The sequence below is a fragment of the Streptomyces sp. NPDC058008 genome (assembly GCF_042886395.1).
Lineage (GTDB): Bacteria > Actinomycetota > Actinomycetes > Streptomycetales > Streptomycetaceae > Streptomyces.
Map to the genome: position 1 here is coordinate 1 of NZ_JBHVQX010000001.1, position 17,672 is coordinate 17,672.

10 protein-coding genes are annotated in these 17,672 nt (G+C 74.6%); 7 read left to right on the plus strand and 3 right to left on the minus strand.

What is annotated here, in order from left to right; genetic code table 11:
* Positions 1-111 precede the first annotated feature (111 nt).
* Complete coding sequence (locus tag ACFVS9_RS00005) at positions 112-909, minus strand: ABC transporter ATP-binding protein (protein ID WP_383115799.1); 798 nt, start codon at positions 907-909, stop codon at positions 112-114.
* Positions 902-1,843: an ABC transporter permease gene (locus ACFVS9_RS00010; protein WP_383115800.1), complete on the minus strand. Its 942-nt coding sequence runs from the start codon at positions 1,841-1,843 to the stop codon at positions 902-904. The genes ACFVS9_RS00005 and ACFVS9_RS00010 overlap by 8 nt, the downstream gene beginning before the upstream one ends.
* A gap of 140 nt (positions 1,844-1,983) precedes the next feature.
* On the opposite strand from ACFVS9_RS00010, the gene ACFVS9_RS00015 reads away from it, so the two are divergent.
* Positions 1,984-2,589 (plus strand): TetR/AcrR family transcriptional regulator, encoded by a 606-nt coding sequence (locus ACFVS9_RS00015; protein WP_383115801.1) that lies wholly within the window; start codon positions 1,984-1,986, stop codon positions 2,587-2,589.
* On the opposite strand, the gene ACFVS9_RS00020 is transcribed toward ACFVS9_RS00015, so the two are convergent.
* The gene (locus ACFVS9_RS00020; protein ID WP_389929072.1) at positions 2,579-6,103 is read right to left on the minus strand and encodes a CDP-glycerol glycerophosphotransferase family protein; all 3,525 of its coding nucleotides are present in this window, start codon (positions 6,101-6,103) and stop codon (positions 2,579-2,581) included. The genes ACFVS9_RS00015 and ACFVS9_RS00020 overlap by 11 nt on opposite strands.
* Positions 6,104-6,203: 100 nt before the next feature.
* On the opposite strand from ACFVS9_RS00020, the gene ACFVS9_RS00025 reads away from it, so the two are divergent.
* From ACFVS9_RS00025 to ACFVS9_RS00050, 6 genes are all read left to right on the plus strand, one after another.
* Entirely contained in the window at positions 6,204-8,216 is a 2,013-nt protein-coding gene (locus tag ACFVS9_RS00025; RefSeq protein ID WP_389929074.1) for a CDP-glycerol glycerophosphotransferase family protein, read from the plus strand.
* A 93-nt stretch (positions 8,217-8,309) separates the two neighbouring features.
* Positions 8,310-9,044 carry a methyltransferase domain-containing protein gene (locus ACFVS9_RS00030; protein WP_389929076.1) on the plus strand — a complete coding sequence of 245 codons (735 nt, stop codon included), beginning with the start codon at positions 8,310-8,312 and terminating at the stop codon, positions 9,042-9,044.
* An 11-nt stretch (positions 9,045-9,055) separates the two neighbouring features.
* Positions 9,056-9,916, plus strand: a complete 861-nt coding sequence (locus ACFVS9_RS00035; protein ID WP_383115805.1) for a TylF/MycF/NovP-related O-methyltransferase — start codon at positions 9,056-9,058, stop codon at positions 9,914-9,916.
* Positions 9,917-10,012: 96 nt separating this feature from the next.
* Positions 10,013-13,465, plus strand: coding sequence for a CDP-glycerol glycerophosphotransferase family protein (locus ACFVS9_RS00040; protein WP_383115806.1), 3,453 nt, complete (start codon positions 10,013-10,015; stop codon positions 13,463-13,465).
* Positions 13,462-16,320, plus strand: a complete 2,859-nt coding sequence (locus ACFVS9_RS00045) for a CDP-glycerol glycerophosphotransferase family protein (RefSeq protein WP_389929079.1) — start codon at positions 13,462-13,464, stop codon at positions 16,318-16,320. Before ACFVS9_RS00040 ends, ACFVS9_RS00045 begins: the two co-directional genes overlap by 4 nt.
* The gene (locus tag ACFVS9_RS00050) at positions 16,304-17,452 is read left to right on the plus strand and encodes a glycosyltransferase (RefSeq protein WP_383115808.1); all 1,149 of its coding nucleotides are present in this window, start codon (positions 16,304-16,306) and stop codon (positions 17,450-17,452) included. The genes ACFVS9_RS00045 and ACFVS9_RS00050 overlap by 17 nt, the downstream gene beginning before the upstream one ends.
* Positions 17,453-17,672: the final 220 nt, after the last annotated feature.

Sequence of the window (17,672 nt, forward strand, 5' to 3'; positions counted from 1 at the left end):
CTCCTCACCCCGATGGTCGGCGTCCACGTCATCAGCGCCGTCGGGGCGGCGGCCAACACCGCCGGACGGGCCCCGACGGCCCCGTCCGGCGGACGTCCTCATCTCACCGCGTCACTTCTTCGTTCTGGGCTTGGCCGGCCCGGTGAACTCCTCGTACGCGGCCACGACCTGATCGGCCGGGCCGTCCATCCGCAGGGTGCCCGCCTCCAGCCAGATGGCCCGGTCGCAGGTGTCGGTGATCGACCTGTTGCTGTGGCTCACCAGGAACACCGTGCCGGCCTCCTCGCGGAGCTCCATGATCCGGTCCTTGCTGCGCCGCTGGAACTTCGCGTCGCCGGTGGACAGCGCCTCGTCGATCAGCAGGACGTCGTGGCTCTTGGCGGCCGCGATGGAGAAGCGCAGCCTGGCCCCCATGCCCGAGGAGTAGGTCCGCATGGGCAGGGTGATGAAGTCGCCCTTCTCGTTGATGCCGGAGAAGTCGACGATGTCCTGGTAGCGCTCACGGATCTGTTCGCGCGTCATCCCCATGGCCAGGCCGCCGAGCACCACGTTGCGCTCACCGGTCAGGTCGCCCATCAGGGCGGCGTTCACACCGAGCAGCGAGGGCTGGCCCTGGGTGTGGACCCGGCCCTTCGACGGGGGCAGCAGCCCCGCGATGGCCTTGAGGAGCGTCGACTTCCCGGATCCGTTGGAGCCGATGAGGCCGATGGCCTCGCCCTTGTACGCGGCGAAGCTGACGCCCTTCACGGCGTGCACCTGACGTGCGCCACGCGGCTGGCGTCGCGAGACGATCCGGTTCAGGGCCGAGGTGGCACTGCCCTTTCCGGTGCGGGCGCCGTTCACGGTGTAGGTGATGTGGACGTCGTCGACGACGACGGTGGGCACACGCGTATCGGGGGTGTCAGCCACGTCCGTACCTCTCCTCGGCCTTCCAGAAGTAGACGAAGCCGCCGATGCCGCAGACGAGGGCCCAGCCCGTCGCGACCGCCCACACGTGCGGCGGCAGCTGCGCGGCGGTGAAGCTGTCGATCAGGGCGAAGCGCATCAGGTCGATGTAGACGGCCGCCGGGTTGCACTCCAGCGCCAGCAGGACGAGCCGCGGGACCCGGTCGCCGCTGAGCAGGGTGTCGAGGCTCCACATGACGCCCGACGCGTACATCCAGGTGCGCAGGATGAAGGGCGTCAGCTGGGCGACGTCGGGGGTCCTGGCCGCCAGCCTGGCCATGACCATCGAGACGCCGGTGTTGAACAGCGCCTGAAGGGTGAGGGCCGGGATCGCCAGCAGCCAGGAGGGCTGCGGGTACTGGCCGAACGCGAGCAGGATCAGGAACAGCGCGCCCAGGGAGAACAGCAGCTGCTGGAGCTGCTGGATCGCCAGGGCGATCGGCAGGGACGCCCGGGGGAAGTGCAGGGCCCGGACGAGTCCGGTGTTGCCGCTGATGGCCCGGGTGCCGGCCGTGATCGAACTGGCGGTGAAGGTCCAGATGAAGACCCCGGTGACGAGGAAGGGCACGAAGTCGGGGACCCCGCGCTTGGTGTTCATCAGGATGCCGAAGATGAAGTAGTAGACCGTCGCGTTGAGCAGCGGGGTCATGATCTGCCAGATCTGGCCGAGCTTCGCCTGGCTGTACTGCGCGGTCAGCTTGGCCGTCGCGAAGGCGGTGATGAAGTGCCTGCGCCCCCAGAGCTGCCGGACGTACGCGCCGAGCGTCGGGCGTGCCCCGCTGACGCTCAGCCCGTGCCGGGCCGCGAGCGCGGCCAGCTCGCCTGGCGCGTACACGGGGAGGAGGGCGGAAGATGCGGTGTCCACCGGGGCCGGCGGGGCTGCTGTCTGGCTCACCACGATCGCTTTCGAGGGGGGACGGGAATCAGGGCGGACAGATCCGGCTCGATGGGACGGCACCGTTTCGTCGCAACGCTGACAGTAGGACGTTTGTACGTCGCAACGCAACCGTTTCGTCGTTACGGTCTATCATTCGGGCCATGACCACCGAACGGCGAACCGGGCGCCGCACCCCGGCAGGTGCCGCGGTGCTCCGCGAGGACGTCACCGACGCGATCCGCGGCGCCGTGTTCGAGGAACTGGCCGCCGTGGGGTTCGCGCGGATGTCGATCGAGGGCATCGCCCGGCGCGCGGGCGTCGGCAAGACCGCGGTCTACCGCCGCTGGAAGTCCAAGCTGCACCTCGTCCTGGACCTGGTCGCGGCGGTCGCCGCCCAGGGCATGCCGGCGCCCGCGACGGGCTCGCTGTACGGGGACGTGCGCTCCGTGCTGGAGCTGGCCGCGTACGCCCTCCGCCACCCGGTGGCCTCGCAGGTCATCCCGGACCTGCTGGTCGAGGCGGCCCGGAACCCGGAGATCTCCGGCGCCATCAAGGCCGCCCTGCTCGACCAGCAGCAGGGCGTGGCCGCCGTGGTCGTACGGGCCGCGGTGGAGCGCGGCGAACTGCCCGAGGGCAGCGATCCCGACCGGGCGCTGGACCTCATCGTCGGCCCGCTGTACTGGCGTCTCGTCGTGGTCCGGGGCGACCTGCCCAAGGGGTACCTCGACGACCTCGCGGCGTCCGCCGTCCGCGCGCTCAAGGGCTGACCGGGCGGGGGGCCGCGCGCCCCGGGGCCCCGGGGCGGGGGACACCGGGGGCCTCGTCGAGCAGCCGGTCCACGACCCGGCGGGCCGCGCCCCCGTCGGCGAGGCCGCAGTGCTCCCGCCGGAAGCTGTCGTACGCGTCCGCGTGAAGGTCCGCGGGACCGGGTGAGGACCGCAGGGCCTGGGCCACCTCCTCGGTGGTGACGAGCAGCGGCCCGGGGGCGCGGGTCTCGAAGTCCAGGCAGAAGCCGCGCACGGTGTCCCTGTAGTGCTCCAGGTCGTAGGTGTGGAAGAGCATCGGCCGGCCGGTGTGCGCGAAGCCGAACACCAGGCCCGAGTAGTCCGTGACCAGCACGTCGGCGATCAGCAGGAGCTCGGTGGCGTCCGGGTGCGCGGACACGTCACGCAGGGCCGGATGCGCCGGCACGCTGCCGGTCACCCTCGGATGCCTGCGGACCAGCACGGTCGTGCGGCCGTCCAGCGAGCGGGCCAGCGCGTGCAGGTCGAGCGCGGGATCCCAGCGGTACAGCGGTGCGGAACCGCCGGGGACGCCGGCCGGCGCGTGGGCGAGGTGGTCGCGGTACGTCGGCGCGTACAGCACCACGCGGTGGCCGTCCGGCACGCCCAGCCCCCGGCGCACCCGCTCGGCCGTCGCGTCGCCGCCCGGTGCCGCCAGCAGGTCGTCGGCGGGCGAACCCGCCTCCAGCACCTCGCCGCGGTAGGCCAGGGCGCGGCGCAGGTGCGGGGTGGCCGAGGCACTGGGGGAGACCAGGACGGACCACTGGGCGGCACGGTGCGCCAGCGTGGCGAGGTGCTGGTGGTCGGCGTACAGGGTGTCGGTGAGGTCCAGGCCGAACCGGCCGAGCGGGGGGCCGTGCCAGGTCTGTACGACGGTCTGGTCCGGGCGGCGCTCGAACCAGACGGGCAGCTGGCCGGCCGCGACGATCCGGCGGGCCCGCGCCAGCGCCTCGTACCAGGCGGTGCCGTGGGCCACGACGGGGACGGCGGTGGACGGGACGGCGGACGCGTCGCGCGCGGACCCGTCGGTGACCCAGAGGTGCTCGGCGGGCGTGCCCCGGCGCACGAGCTCGGCGTGCACGGCGCGCGTGGAACCGTCCCCGGCGTAGAGGACGACGTCCTGGAGCGGCAGCCGGCGCTGCGCCGGGTAGTGCGCCGTGCGCAACCGGGCCTGGCGGTACGCGCTGCGCTCCGCCTCGTCGAGCGCGGGTGCGCAGTGCACCGTCAGCCGGTCGCCGTGGCGGCGGTCGAGCCGGAAGCGGGCCCCCGCGGCGTTCACCGGCAGAAGGGCGGCCAGCGCCGCGCCCACGCGCACGGGGCGCCCGTCCAGGAACACCTCCCAGTCACCCGCGCGGGGCGGCTGCGCGAGCACGGCGGTGAAGCGGTCCTCCGGGAGGCCGGCGGACGCGTGGGTTCCGGCGGACTCCCGGTCGTCGTCGGACCCGCCGGACCCGCCGGACCCGTCGCCCCCGTCGGACCCGTCGGGGGGCCGCTGCCCGGACGGTTCCCCGACGGGTCCGGCGGCCCCCGGCCGCCCGGTGGGGACGGTCACCGTCTCACCCAGGGTCGCGTGCCGCAGTTCGAGTCCGCCGGTCCCGGCCCCGTCGACGCGCAGCCCGCCGCACGGAGCCTGCCGCGCGCCGTCCACGTACGGGCGTCCGGAGAGGTCCACCACCAGGTGGCCCGCCGCGTCCGCGAACGCGGGGGGCGGCAGGTCCGGGGACGCCGCGAGCGGTACGCGTACGCCGTCCGTCAGCAGCTCCGCCCGCCAGGGCCCGGTGGCGGATCCGGCGGCGAGCGCGGCGAGCGGGATCCGCGCGCCGAAGCCGCCCGCGTCGTCGGTCCGCACCGGACGGACGAGCTCCGCGGCCCCCTCGCGTCCCAGGACGAGCGCGGTCGGCCGGGCGCCCCCGTACAGCGTGCCCGTCAGCTCCAGGGTGTCCGGCCCGTGGTCGTGGCCGGTGGCCAGCGCGGGCACCCGGCTCACCGTCAGCTGGAGCCGGCCGTCCCGGTAGCCGAGCACCGCGCGCAGCCCGCCGCCCAGGTCGCGGGCGAGGGGCTGGGCGGCCGCCGCCTCCACCGCGCGCAGCGCCGCCCGCCGTACGACACCGTGTCCGGCCACCACCACGCCCACCAGCCAGTCGCCCGGCCCCAGCCGCCCCGGACGGAGGGTCATCTCGAAGCCCGCGTGGTCGTAACCGTGCAGCTCCTGGCCGGAGTCGGCGGTGGCCCGGTCCGTGCGGACGGTGCGCACCGGCACGGCCCGCACCCGCCGCCCCGCCGCCTCCCGCACCAGTCCGGCCTTCAGCGAGTGCCGCGCCTTGCCGGCCGGGAGGTTGCGGACGTACGCGTACCCGCGCAGCCGCAGCGTGCCGTCCTCCTCCCACGCCGACTCCACCAGCCGCGCCACGGCGGGCAGATCACCGCGGCCGAGGCGCGCCGGGGCGCCCCGGTCCCGCGCGACCCCCGGGTGCACGGCGCGCCGCCTCCCCGGCGGGCCCGCGACGGTGAACGTGCCCGTCCCGTTGGCCCGTTCGAACTCCAGGAGGGCCAGCAGTTCCTCCACCCTGCGCTCCCGCACCAGCTCCCAGCGGACGCGCGCCTCCACCGGCAGACCCGCCAGCGCCGCGTCGCCCGCCCGGTCGAGGAAGGCGCCCGCGCCCGTCATGAACGCGGAACGGTAGGCGGGGCCGCCCATCGGCAGCCCCTCCAGGAAGTACACGAAGTCGTCCCGCAGGCACGAGGCGTCGTAGCGCAGCCGGTGCCCGGCGCCACGGTCCGCGAGGAAGGCACTGACCTCCTCACAGGCGGCGATCCGGTCCCGCACCCCGCGCACGTCCGTGCGCCGCCGGGTGATCGAGCCCTCCCGCACCCGCCAGCAGTAGACGTGCTCGCGCAGCACGTCCACCGTGCCGGCGAGGTAGTGCGCCGGGATCATCACCGGGGTGTCCTCGTAGAGCCTGCCCACCGGGAAGGTGAAGGCGTGCCGGTCCCAGAAGGAGCGCCGGAACACCTTGTTCCAGGCGACGCGGTCGGCCAGCAGCCTGGCGTCGCGGGTGATGTGGGTGCGGGGGCGGTCGGCGGTCAGCCAGCGGTACTGCCAGGCCTGCTGCCTGCCCCGCCCGTCGAGCCGCCACACGTTGCCCGTCACCAGGTCCGAGCCGGTCGACTCCAGGGACGCCAGCATCCGTTCGTACGCGTCGGGCACGAGGACGTCGTCGCTGTCGGCGAACGCCAGGTACGGGACGTCCGCCGAGGTGCGGGCGACGCCGGTGTTGCGCGCCGCGCTCAGGCCCGCGTTGGGCTGGTGGACACAGCGGAAGCGGTCGTCCCGGGCGGCGAACCCCTCGGCGATCCGGCGGCTCCCGTCGGTGGAGCCGTCGTCGACGAGCACCACCTCGATGTCCTTCAGGGTCTGGCCCGCCAGCGAGTCGAGGCACTCCTCCAGGTAGTCCTCGACGTTGTGCACCGGGACGACGACGCTGAGGAGTGGCTTCATGCCCGTCACAACCCGGAGGAGCGTCCCGGGTCACGGCGCTGACCCGAACGGGTGACGGGCTCTGGGGCGGACCGCGCGGTCCCCGTTACGCTCAGCCGCCATGCTGCTCAGTGTCGTCGTGCCCGCCCACCGTGTGCAGGGGTACCTGCGGGAGGCCCTGGAGTCCGTGACCGGGCAGTGGCCGCCCGGCGGGGACGGTGCCGACGGCCAGGAGCTGGTCGTCGTCGGGACGGCCGCCGACGGACTGGGCCTCGCCGTCGCACGGGAGTTCGCCGAGCGCGACCCCCGGGTGCGCGTGCTCGTCCTGGAGGGGCCCTGGGACACGGGCGCGGCCCGGGACGCCGGTGCGGCGGCGGCGCGCGGGACCTATCTGCTCTTCCTCGACGGGGACGGCCTGCTGCTTCCGGGGGCGTGGGCGGAGATCTCCGCCCGGCTGGCACAGGACCGGCCCGACGTGCTGCGCCTGGGCCACGACCGGACCGACTGGTGGGGTGCGGAGCAGCCCGGCGACGCCCTCCCGGCCGCCCGGAACCAGCTCTTCCGCCGGGCGTTCTGGGACACCCACCGGCTCCGCTTCACCGAGGGCCCGTACGGCGACGTCGTGCCCGTCCACCGTGCGCTGCTGCTCGCGTCGGACGCGGGCACCCTCGCCTCGCTCGACCGGGTCTGCGTACGCCGGAGGCTGCGCCGCGCCGGCACCTCCGCCACGGCGCCGGGCCGTGCGCACTTCGCCGTCATCGACGCGTACGACCGGCTGGCCGCCGGGACCGGCGGCGACCCGCGGATCACGGCCGCGCGCACCGCCCACCTGAGCGCCGTGCTCGACGACCCGGGGCGGATCGCCCCCGGCGACCGGCGCCGCTTCTTCCGGGCGGCGGGCCTCCCCGGCCGGTACTCCGTCCACCGGGTCCGGCGAGCCGCCCGCGCCGGGCGCGCCCGCGCGCGGGCCGTCGCGCGCGCCGCGCGCAAGTCGCTGCGCGCCCGCGTGATGAGGGCCCTCTACCGCGCCGACCTGCACCGCCGGCTCGACCCCCGCCTCGCCGTCTACGGCGCCTACTGGAACAGGGGCGTCGCCTGCAATCCGGCCGCCGTCTACGCCAAGGCCCGCGAACTGGTGCCGCACATCCGGGGCGTCTGGGTCGTCTCCTCCCGCCACCGCGACCGGATGCCGCCCGGGGTGCCGTACGTCATCGAGGGCTCCCGCGCCTACTGGCGGGCCATGGCCACGGCGACGTACCTGGTCAACAACTCCAGCTTCCCCGGCGGCTTCACCAAGCGGCCCGGCCAGACCTACCTCCAGACCCACCACGGGACGCCGCTGAAGACCATGGGCCTGGACCAGCTCCCCTACCCCGCCCTCACCGCGGGCGTGAGCCACGAGCGGATCCTCGCCCACGCCGACCAGTGGGACTTCAGCCTCTCCGCCAACCCGCACAGCACCGAGATCTGGGACCGGGTCTACCCGGCCCCGTACGAACAGCTCGCCTACGGCTACCCGCGCAACGACGTCCTGTGCGCCCCCGCTCCCGGACGGGCCGGCAGGATCCGGGCGGAGCTGGGCATCGCCCCCGGCGCGACGGTGCTGCTGTACGCGCCCACCCACCGCGACTACCGCAGGGGCTTCCTCCCCAGGCTCGACCTGGAGCGGCTCCCGCGCGTCCTGGGGCCCGGCTGTGTGCTGCTGGTGCGCGCCCACTACTTCTACGGGAGCCGGGCCGGGACCGGGGCGGGGGACCGGGTCATCGACGTCACCGGGCACCCCTCGGTCGAGGAGCTCTTCCTGGCGGCCGACGCCCTGATCACCGACTACTCGTCCCTGATGTTCGACTTCGCCTGCCTGGACCGCCCGATCATCGCCTACCTCCCCGACTGGGAGGCCTACCGCGCCGCCCGCGGCACCTACGTCGACCTGCTGTCCGGCCGCCCCGGCGACACCCCCGGGGCGGTCGCCACCACCGAGGAGGAACTGCTCGAGGTGCTGCGCGGCGGCGCCTGGCGGTCCCCGGAGGCGGACGCGCTGCGCGCCGCGTTCCGCAGCCGCTTCTGCCCCTACGACGACGGAGGCGCGGCGGAGCGGGTGGTGCGGCGGGTCTTCCCGGTGCCTCCGGAGTGAGGGCACGGGGGTCACCCGTACGGGGCGATCCCTCCGCACCCCGTCGTCGTTGTGCTCAACAGCGCGCGCGCACCGCAACGTTGGGAGAAGCTCATGCACCTGTCCGCCTACGAGCAGATGCGGCTCTGCGTCGAGGAGTACCTGCCCAGGACACGCAGGCACCGCGTCGTGGACCTCGGCTCACGGATCTCCGGCAAGCAGACCCGCACCCACCGCGGGCTGCTGTCGGACCACGACATCGACTACTTCGGGGTGGACGTCCTCGACGGGCCCAACGTCGACGCGGTGATGACCCGGCCCTACCGGATCCCGGCGAAGTCGCGGAGCGCCGATGTGGTGCTCTCCGGCCAGGCGTTCGAGCACATCCCGTTCTTCTGGGTGTCGATGATGGAGATCGCCCGCGTCCTCAGGCCCGGCGGTTACGCCTTCATCACCGCGCCCTCGCGCGGGCACGTCCACGACGCGCAGGACTGCTGGCGCTACTACCCCGACGGCTTCCGCGCGATGGCCGCCCACTCGCGCCTCGAACTCTGCGAGGCGTACACGGACTTCCCGCCCGTCAAGGGGATCTGGCACGACTACGCCTCCATCGACTCCAAGGCCGCCTACTGGGGCGACTCGGTGGGCGTCTTCCGCCGCCCCCTGCCCCACCGGCGGCCGGTGACCCGGCTGAAGAACGGACTGGCCGACCTCGCCGTGCGGGAGACGGCCGTGTGGTGGGCCAACAGGGCCGGGGGAGTGGACCGGGTACCGCTGCCGCGCCCGCTGGACGGCCGGGAGAGGTGCGGCCGTCCGGACGGCCGTGCGGTCCCATCAACTACAGGTTGACGAAAGATGACATGAGCCGCAAAGCGCGCGTACTGTCCGGGCCCATGGCTTGGCGCAACGCCGTCAACGGCGTCCTTCAGCAACTCACCGGATACCAGCTCAGGCGTGCGACCGTGCCCGCTCCGCGCTCCGCCCCCGAGGCCGCGCCGGCCCCGGAGGCGGTGAAGCCGGCCGCGGTGAAGCCGGCGGCGAAGCCGCAGTTCCCGGCCGACTACGACGACGAGGCGAAGGACATCATCCGTGCGGTGAAGCCGTACACGATGACCTCCCCGGAGCGGCTCAACGCCTTCGTCCTGGCGACCCGGCACATCGTCAGGCACTCCATCCCCGGGGACATCGTGGAGTGCGGTGTCTGGCGCGGCGGCTCCATGCAGGCCTGCGCCAGGACGCTGCTGACGCTCGGCGAGACCGGCCGCGACCTGTACCTCTTCGACACGTACGAGGGCATGACCCCGCCCACCGCGGAGGACCTGCGGCGGGACGGCAGGCCGGCCCGGGAACTGCTGGACGCGCAGGGCAAGGACCGGCCGATCTGGGCCGTGGCCTCCCTGGAGGACGTACAGGCGGGGTTCGAGAAGGTCCCGTACCCGAAGGAGCGCGTCCACTACGTGCGGGGCAAGGTCGAGGAGACCGTCCCCGGGCAGGCGCCGGAGCAGATCTCCATCCTCCGGCTGGACACCGACTGGTACGCGTCGACCAAGCACGAGCTCGCGCACCTGTACGGGCGCCTGGTGAGCGGCGGGGTGCTGCTGATCGACGACTACGGTTACTGGCAGGGATCGCGCCAGGCCGTCGACGAGTTCCTGGAGGAGACCGGCGAGCAACTCCTGCTGCTGCGCATGGACGAGGGCCGTATCGCGGTCAAACCCTGAGCGCGCAGCGCCCGTTGTGAGCCCCGTGCCTCCCCGGCACGGGGCTCGTTCCATACAGAGGAAGTCCGTTCGTCCGGAAGGATCGTGCGCAGCGCCATGGCACCCCGTCTCACCGTCGTCGTCCCGCTCTACAACGTCGAGGAGTACCTCGGAGCCTGCCTGGAGTCGCTGGCCGGGCAGACCATGGCCGAACTGGAGGTCGTCATGGTCGACGACGGCTCGACCGACGGCGGAGCCGACGTGGCGCTGGAGTTCTCCCGGCGCGACCCGCGCTTCCGGCTGATCCGGCAGAAGAACGCCGGGCTCGGGGCGGCGCGCAACGCGGGGGCGGCGCAGGCCCATCCGGACGCCCGGTACCTGGCGTTCGTCGACAGCGACGACATCGTGCCGCAGGGCGCCTTCGCCAGGATGACGGACGAACTCGACGCCTCCGGGTCGGACTTCGCGACCGGCAACGTCCTCAGGCTCCGGGCGAACGGGGCCCTCGAACAGTCCCCGATGTTCCGCAGGCCCATGGAGAGGTCCCGCCGGGCCACCCACGTCACCCGGGACTGGATCCTGCTCGGCGACCGCATCGCCTGCAACAAGGTCTTCCGCAGGGCCTTCTGGGACGAGCACGCCTTCGCCTTCCCGACGGGCGTCCTGTACGAGGACATCGCCGTGGTCCTGCCGGCCCACTTCCTGGCCCGGAGCGTGGACGTGGTGGAGGAGCCCGTCTACCACTGGCGGGACCGCGACGGCTCGATCACCACCCGGCGCGCGGTGCCCCGGGGCATCCGCGACCGGGTCACGGCCGTCTCCACGGTCAGCCGGTTCCTCGCGGACCGGGGCCTGGCCGAGGGGAAGCGGCGCTACGACGAGCACGCCCTCTCCGGTGACCTCTGGCTGTTCATCGAGGCGCTGCGGGACGGCGACGAGACCTTCCACGAGGCCTTCCTCACCCACGCCAACGCCTTCGCCGACACGGTCGACCCCGCCGTCCTCGACGGGCTGCCCCTGCACCTGCGGGTCAAGTGGCGGCTGATCCGGGAGCGCAGGACGGCGGAACTGCTCGCGCTCCTGGCGTACGAGTCCACCGACCGTGACACTTTCCACGTGCGGGGGCGGCTGCGGCCGCGGGCCCAGTACCCGGGCATCGACGCCCCCCTCCCGCGCAAGGTCACCGCGCTGTCCGCCGAGGACCTCCCCGTGCACGCGCACCTCACCGAGGCCGTGTGGCGGGACGGGCTGCTGCACCTCAAGGGGTACGCGTACGTCCGCAACGTCCCGGGCGCGACGGCGGGGGCCGGCTGGCTGAGGTCGGGACGCCGGGTCATGCCGCTCCGGCTGCGCGGGACGGGGACCGACGGGGCCGCGGCCGGATCGTCCCGCTCGCTGCACCGCTACGAACGGTCCGGCTTCGAGACCGTCGTCGACCCGCGCCGGCTGGTCACCCGGGGCACGGCACGCGGCGGCCGGACCCTGTGGAAGCTGGAATCCGTCGTGGTCGGCGCGGGACGGCCGCGCCGGGGGCCGATGCGGCTGCTCGGCAACCCGGCGGCGCCCGCCGTCCGGTACGTCGGCGAGCGGACCCGGGTCGTCCCGCTGCTCTCCGGCAACAAGCTGGAGCTGCGCGCCGAGCGGATCGACGCCGTGCTCGCCGGCCACGGTCCGACGAAGGCCGGGGACGGCGTCCGGATCGCGGTGCGGGTGCTGAACGGGGACGCGCCGACGGTCCTGCGGCTCCAGGAGTGGCGCACGAAGGAGACCCGCGAGTTCCCCCTGGCCGGTGAGGAGGGTACGGACGGCCGCACCCTGGTCGCCGAGGTGCCGCTGGTGACCTTCCGGGGCGCCGACGGCGACTGGGGTGTCCAGCTGGCCGGCGGGGCGGGCCGGCCGACGGTCGCGGCCCGCCCGGAGACCGACGCCGCGCGGTACCCGCTGCCCGGCGGCCGCGAGGTCTACGCCGCCGCCAACCCGTCGGGCGACCTGGTGCTCACCGACCGGGACGTGCGCCCCGTCGTCACGCGCGTGTCGTGGACGGACGGCGGCGGCCTGGCCCTCGAGGGGACCTTCCCCGCGGTGCGGGACCGCACCGACGAACTCGTCCTGCGCCACAGCGGCCACCAGGAGGAGAGCGGCTTCGCCGTGGAGCGCACCGGCACCGCGTTCCGCGCGGAGTTCTCCCCGGGCGCGGTCGACGGGCCCGGGGGCGTGCTGCCGCTCGCCGAGGGCCGGTGGTACCCCTTCCTGCGGGAGCGGGGCGAGACCGACCCGGAGCGCTACCTGCCGCTGCGCGTGGTGCACCAGCTGCACGCGGGCCTGCCCGAGCGGCGGGAATCGGCAGGGCGGTCCTTCACCCTGGAGCGGCGCTTCCACGACCGGCTCTGTCTGCGGTCGGACAGCGCCCTGCCGCCGGAGGACCGGGGGGCGTACGGGCAGCGCCTGCTGCGCGAGCGGTACGCGGACACCCGTGGCCGGGAGCTGTGGGACACCGTGCTGTACTCCAGCTTCGACGGGCGGCAGTACTCGGACTCGCCCCGCGCCGTCCACGAGGAGCTGGCCCGGCGCGGCACCGCGGTCGAACACCTCTGGGTGGTCAGGGACCAGCAGGCCGCCGTGCCCGCCGGGGTGCGCGCCGTCGCCCTGCACAGCGCCGAGTGGCACGCGGCCCTGGCCCGGAGCCGGTGGATCGTCACCAACACCCAGCTGCCCGAGTGGTTCGAGCGGGCGGAGGGCCAGTGCGTCGTCCAGACCTGGCACGGCACCCCGCTCAAGCGCATCGGCCGCGACCTGGCGGGCACCGCGCTCGCGGACACCGCGTACATCGAGTCGATGCCGCGGCGCGCGGCCCAGTGGAGCGTGCTCGTCTCGCCGAACAGCTTCTCCACGCCCGTCCTGCGCCGCGCCTTCGGTCACACGGGCGAGGTGCTGGAGTGCGGCTACCCGCGCAACGACCTGCTGTACGCGCCCGACCGTGCGAAGGCCGCCGCCGCCGTGCGGCAGTCGCTCGCCGTGCCCGACGGCAAGCGCGTCGTCCTGTACGCCCCCACCTGGCGGGAGGACCGCCCCAAGCGGGGCGGACGCTACGGGCTCGACCTCCAGCTGGACCTGGAGCAGGCGCGGAAGGCGCTCGGCGACGACCACGTCCTGCTGGTGCGCCGCCACTACCTGGTCGGCGGGAGCGTCCCGGAGAACGACTTCGTCCGGGACGTCTCGCGCCACCCGGACGTCGCCGGACTGATCCTGATCAGCGATGTGCTGGTCACGGACTACTCGTCCCTGATGTTCGACTTCGCCCAGACGGGCCGGCCCATGCTCTTCCACACCTACGACCTGGAGCACTACCGCGACACCCTGCGCGGCTTCTGCTTCGACTTCGAGAAGCTGGCACCCGGCCCGCTGATCGGCGACTCGGCCGCCGTCGTCGAGGCCCTGCGCGACCCGGACGCCGCGACGGCCGGACACCGCGAGGCCTACGCGCGCTTCCGCGAGTCGTTCTGCGATCTCGACGACGGGACGGCGGCGGCCAGGGTCGTGGACCGGATGCTGAAGGGGGTGCGGGCATGAGCGCGCCCGACGTCAGCTGTGTGGTCACCGCCGCGGAGGGCGGGGAGGAGGCGCTGACGGCGTCGGTGCGGTCGGTGCTCGACCAGAGCCTGCGCGCCGTCGAGGCCCTCGTCGTCCTGCCCGCCGGCGCCCCCGCCGCCCTGCGGACGGCCGCCGGATCGCTGGCCGGGCACGCCCCGGACCGCGTGCGGGTGCTCGACCCCGGTACGGACTCCGTCGCCTCGCTGCGCAACGCGGGCCTGGACGCGGCCCGGGGCACGTACGTCCTGGTGCTGGACACCGGGGAACGCCTCCAGCGGCACGCCTGCCGCACCCTCTGGGAGGCCGGCACGCGTACCCGCGCCGACCTGGTCGCCGGGGGCTGGAGCCGGCTCACCGGGGACGGGACGAAGGAGCAGGAACCCGCCTGGCAGCAGCCGCTGTTCCTGCGCTCCCGCACCGTCGGCCGCTTCACCGAGGCCCCCGAACTGGCCGTGCACGACGCCCTGGTGACCGGGTTCTGCGTGCGGCGGGCGGCGCTGGAGCGGCACGCGCTGCGCTACGACGAGGACCTCACCCACAGCGGGATCCTGTTCGGCCTCCTGGCGGCCGCCGTGGTCGGCCGGATCGCCCTCGTCCGCCGCCGGATCGTCTGCGGCCGGGCCGTCCCCGACGCGGGCCGGGACCTCGCCGGGCTCGTGGAGGCCCACCGGCGGGTGTGCCACGTGCTGGTGGCCCAGGGGCTCGCGGAACTGCGCGAGGAGCGGGACCGGGCCTTCCTGCTCGACCACCTCGTGCCGCTGGTGCGCGGCTTCCCCGAGCGGCCCGCCGCCGGGCGCGAACGCGTCGCGGCGACGGCAGCCCGGGTGCTGCCCGGCAGCGTCCCCGAACCGGTCCTGCTGACCCTGCCCCCCGTCGAGCGCGTCGGCGTCCGGCTGCTGGAGCGGGGCGACGCGGAGGGCACGCTCGGCGCGGCGTACGCCCTGCGGCGCCGGGGCACGGTGGCCGCGCCCCTCTCCGTGCGGGACGACGGGCGGGTGTACTGGCCGGGCGGGCCGGACCCCGTGCTGGACGTCACGGAACTCGGCCACCAGTACCGCCCGTTCGGCGAGCTGAAGCTGATGAACAGGCTCACCCGCTACGAGGTCCACGGCAGCCTGGTCCTGCTCGCGGGCAGGCTCGTCCTGCCCGCGCACACGGGCCCCGGCCCGGACGCGCCGCTCACGGCCCATCTGGAGTTCCGCGTACGCGACGGCTCCCGCACCTTCCGCGCGCCCGTCGACTCGCTGCGGCCCGACACCACGGGCATCAGCTGGTCCACCCGCGCCGATCCGGGCCGCCTGCTGCGCCCCTTCGGCGCGCGCGACACGGTGTGGGACGTGCGGATGGTGGTGGAGGACGGCCGCGACCGTGCGGTGAGCGACCTCTTCGCGCCGCACGACCTCGTCGGCCCGGAGGACCGCTCGCCCGCCCGGCCCCGGCTGGGCCGGGTCGCCGGGGACACCTGGGAGCCCTACATCACGCTCAGGGACCATCTGGCGCTCCGGCTGGAGGCCCGCCAGCTGCCCGCCCGCACGGCCCGCCGCCTGGTCCACTACGCCACGCACTTCCGTCCCGCCCGCCGGGCCAGGCTGCTGCTGCGGGCCCTGCGCAGGCGCCGCGACCGGCTGCACGCCCGGGGCTTCAAGGCCTCGGTCTACCGCTCCTGGCTGCTCCGGCTGCCCGTGCGCAGGGGCTCCGTGGTCTTCGAGAGCCACATGGGCACCTGCTACGGCGACAGCCCCCGGGCCGTCCACGAGGAGGTGCGCGCCCGGGGGCTCCGGCTGCGCTGCGTGTGGGCGTACGCCGAGTCACCGGACGGCTTCCCCCGCGACGCCCGGCTCGTGCGCCGCTGGTCCTGGCGCTATCTGTGGGAGCTGGCGCGGGCGGAGTACTGGGTCGACAACCAGGGCTTCCCGCAGGACCTCGACAAGCCGTCCGGCACCACCTACCTCCAGACCTGGCACGGATCGGCGTACAAGCGCATGGGGTTCGACGAGACCCGGGTGCGGATGCAGAACGCCCCGCAGCGCGAACGGCTCCAGCAGGCCGTGAACCGCTTCGACCACTTCCTCGTACGGTCCGGGCACGACGAGCGCACCCTGGCCCGCGCCTACCGGCTGCCCGAGGCGAAGCTGCTGCGCACCGGGTACCCCCGCAACGACGCCCTGCTGGCCGCGCGGGCCCGCGCCGAGTCCCAGGGCCGGCTCCCGCGTCCGGCGCTCGCGGCCGAGCTGGGCCTGCCCGACCACCGCCTGGTGGTGCTGTACGCGCCGACCTTCCGGGGAGGGCCCGGCAAGCGCAGGCGGCAGCGGCTCCTGCTGGACGCGGCGCGTTTCGCGGAACGCTTCGGCGACACCTGCACCCTGCTGGTGCGGGCGCACTACCTGGAGGCGGCGAGCCTGCCGGCCTGCCCGCCCGGGACGGTCGTGGACGTCTCGGACCACCACGACGTCAGCGAACTGCTGGCGCTCGCCGACGTCCTGGTCACGGACTACTCGTCGATCATGTTCGACTACGCCCTCCTGGACCGGCCGATCCTCCTGCTGGCCCCCGACCTCGACGCCTACGCCGCCGAGCGGGGCAGCTACTTCGACCTGCGGGAGAAGGCGCCGGGGCCGGTGGTGGCGACCGAGGAGGAACTCTTCGACGAGCTGGACCGGCTGAAGAGCGCGGACACCGCCCACCAGGAGCGGCGCGCCGCGTTCGCGGCCGAGTTCGGCGCCTACGACCGCGGGGACGCGGCCCGCGAGGTCGTCGACACCGTCTTCGCCCGGTACACCGCACCGTCCCGCACCGTCCCGACCGGGGAGGCCGGCCATGAGCCGCAGCCGTGACGTCTTCATCGTCTCCAACAGCACCGACGAACTCGGCGGTGTGACCGGCTGGACGCACCGGACCGCCCACCTGTTCCAGGAGGCGGGCCACCGGGTGCACACCGTCGGGATCCACGCCGCCGAGCGCAAGATGGCCCTGCCCGGTCCGCCCGGCTACCCGGTGACCGCCCTGTACCCGGCGCACCCGCCGACGCCCTGGGAGCCCCAGGGCCTGCGGGACCGCTTCCGGATCCCCGCCCGGCGCGCCGAGGCGCGCCGGGCGGCCCGCAAGAGGCGGGCCGTCGACCGGCTCTCGGAGATCTTCCGGGCGGCCGGGCCCGGCGGGGTGGTGATCGTCAGCCAGGTCTGGGCGATGGAGTGGGTGGGCGAGGCCGACACCGGGGACCTGCGGGTCATCGGGATGAGCCACGAGTCCTACGACTACTCCCGGGCGAGCCACCGCTACCGCTGGATCAGGAACCACTACCCGCCGCTCGACCACTGGCTGGTCCTCACCGAGGAGGACGCCGACAAGTGGGCGGGTGACGGGATGGACAACGTGGGCTTCATGCCCAACGCCCTGGCCGGGCTGCCCGACGTGCCCTCCCCGCGCCGCGAGAAGTCGGTCGCGAGCATCGGCAGGCTCACCGACCAGAAGGGCATCGACATGCTCCTCGACACCTGGGCGCTGGTGGCGCCGCAGCGCCCCGGCTGGCGGCTGGACGTGTACGGGACGGGTGAGGACGAGCCGGAGCTCAGGGCCCGGTGCACCGGGCTGGGGCTCGATTCCTCGGTCGGCTGGCGGGGGCGCACGGACGACGTTCCCGGCGCGCTCGCCGCCTCGTCCGTCTTCGTCCAGTCCTCCCGGGGCGAGGGGTTCCCCCTCGCGCTGTTGGAGGCCATGGCGAGCGGTGTGCCGTGTGCGGCGTTCGACTGCGCGCCGGGAGTGCGGGAGATCGTGCGCGACGGTGAGGACGGACTGCTCGCCCCCGCCGGGGACATCGGCGCGCTCGCCGACCGCCTCCTCAGGCTCACGGGCAACCCCCGGATGCGGGACGCGATGGGGGACCGGGCGCGCGCCAACGTCCAGCGGTTCTCGGAGGCGGGGATCATGAGCCGCTGGGAAGAACTGTTCGCGCTCCTGGAGCGCTGAGCCGGCTCGGGCTTCGGGACGCGGGACACGGGCCCCGGAGCGTGCCCCCGGGGCCGACGGCCGCTCCGGGTCCGGCAGCGGGGCCACGGGACGCGCGGGACGCGTGCCTCGTCGGGCCCGAGGCGGGCCCCGGAGCGCGGGACCGTGGCCCGTCGGGGCCGGGCGCCTGCCGCCCGTGCCGGGGCCACCGCGCACGGCGGCCCCGCCCCGCACGGCCCCG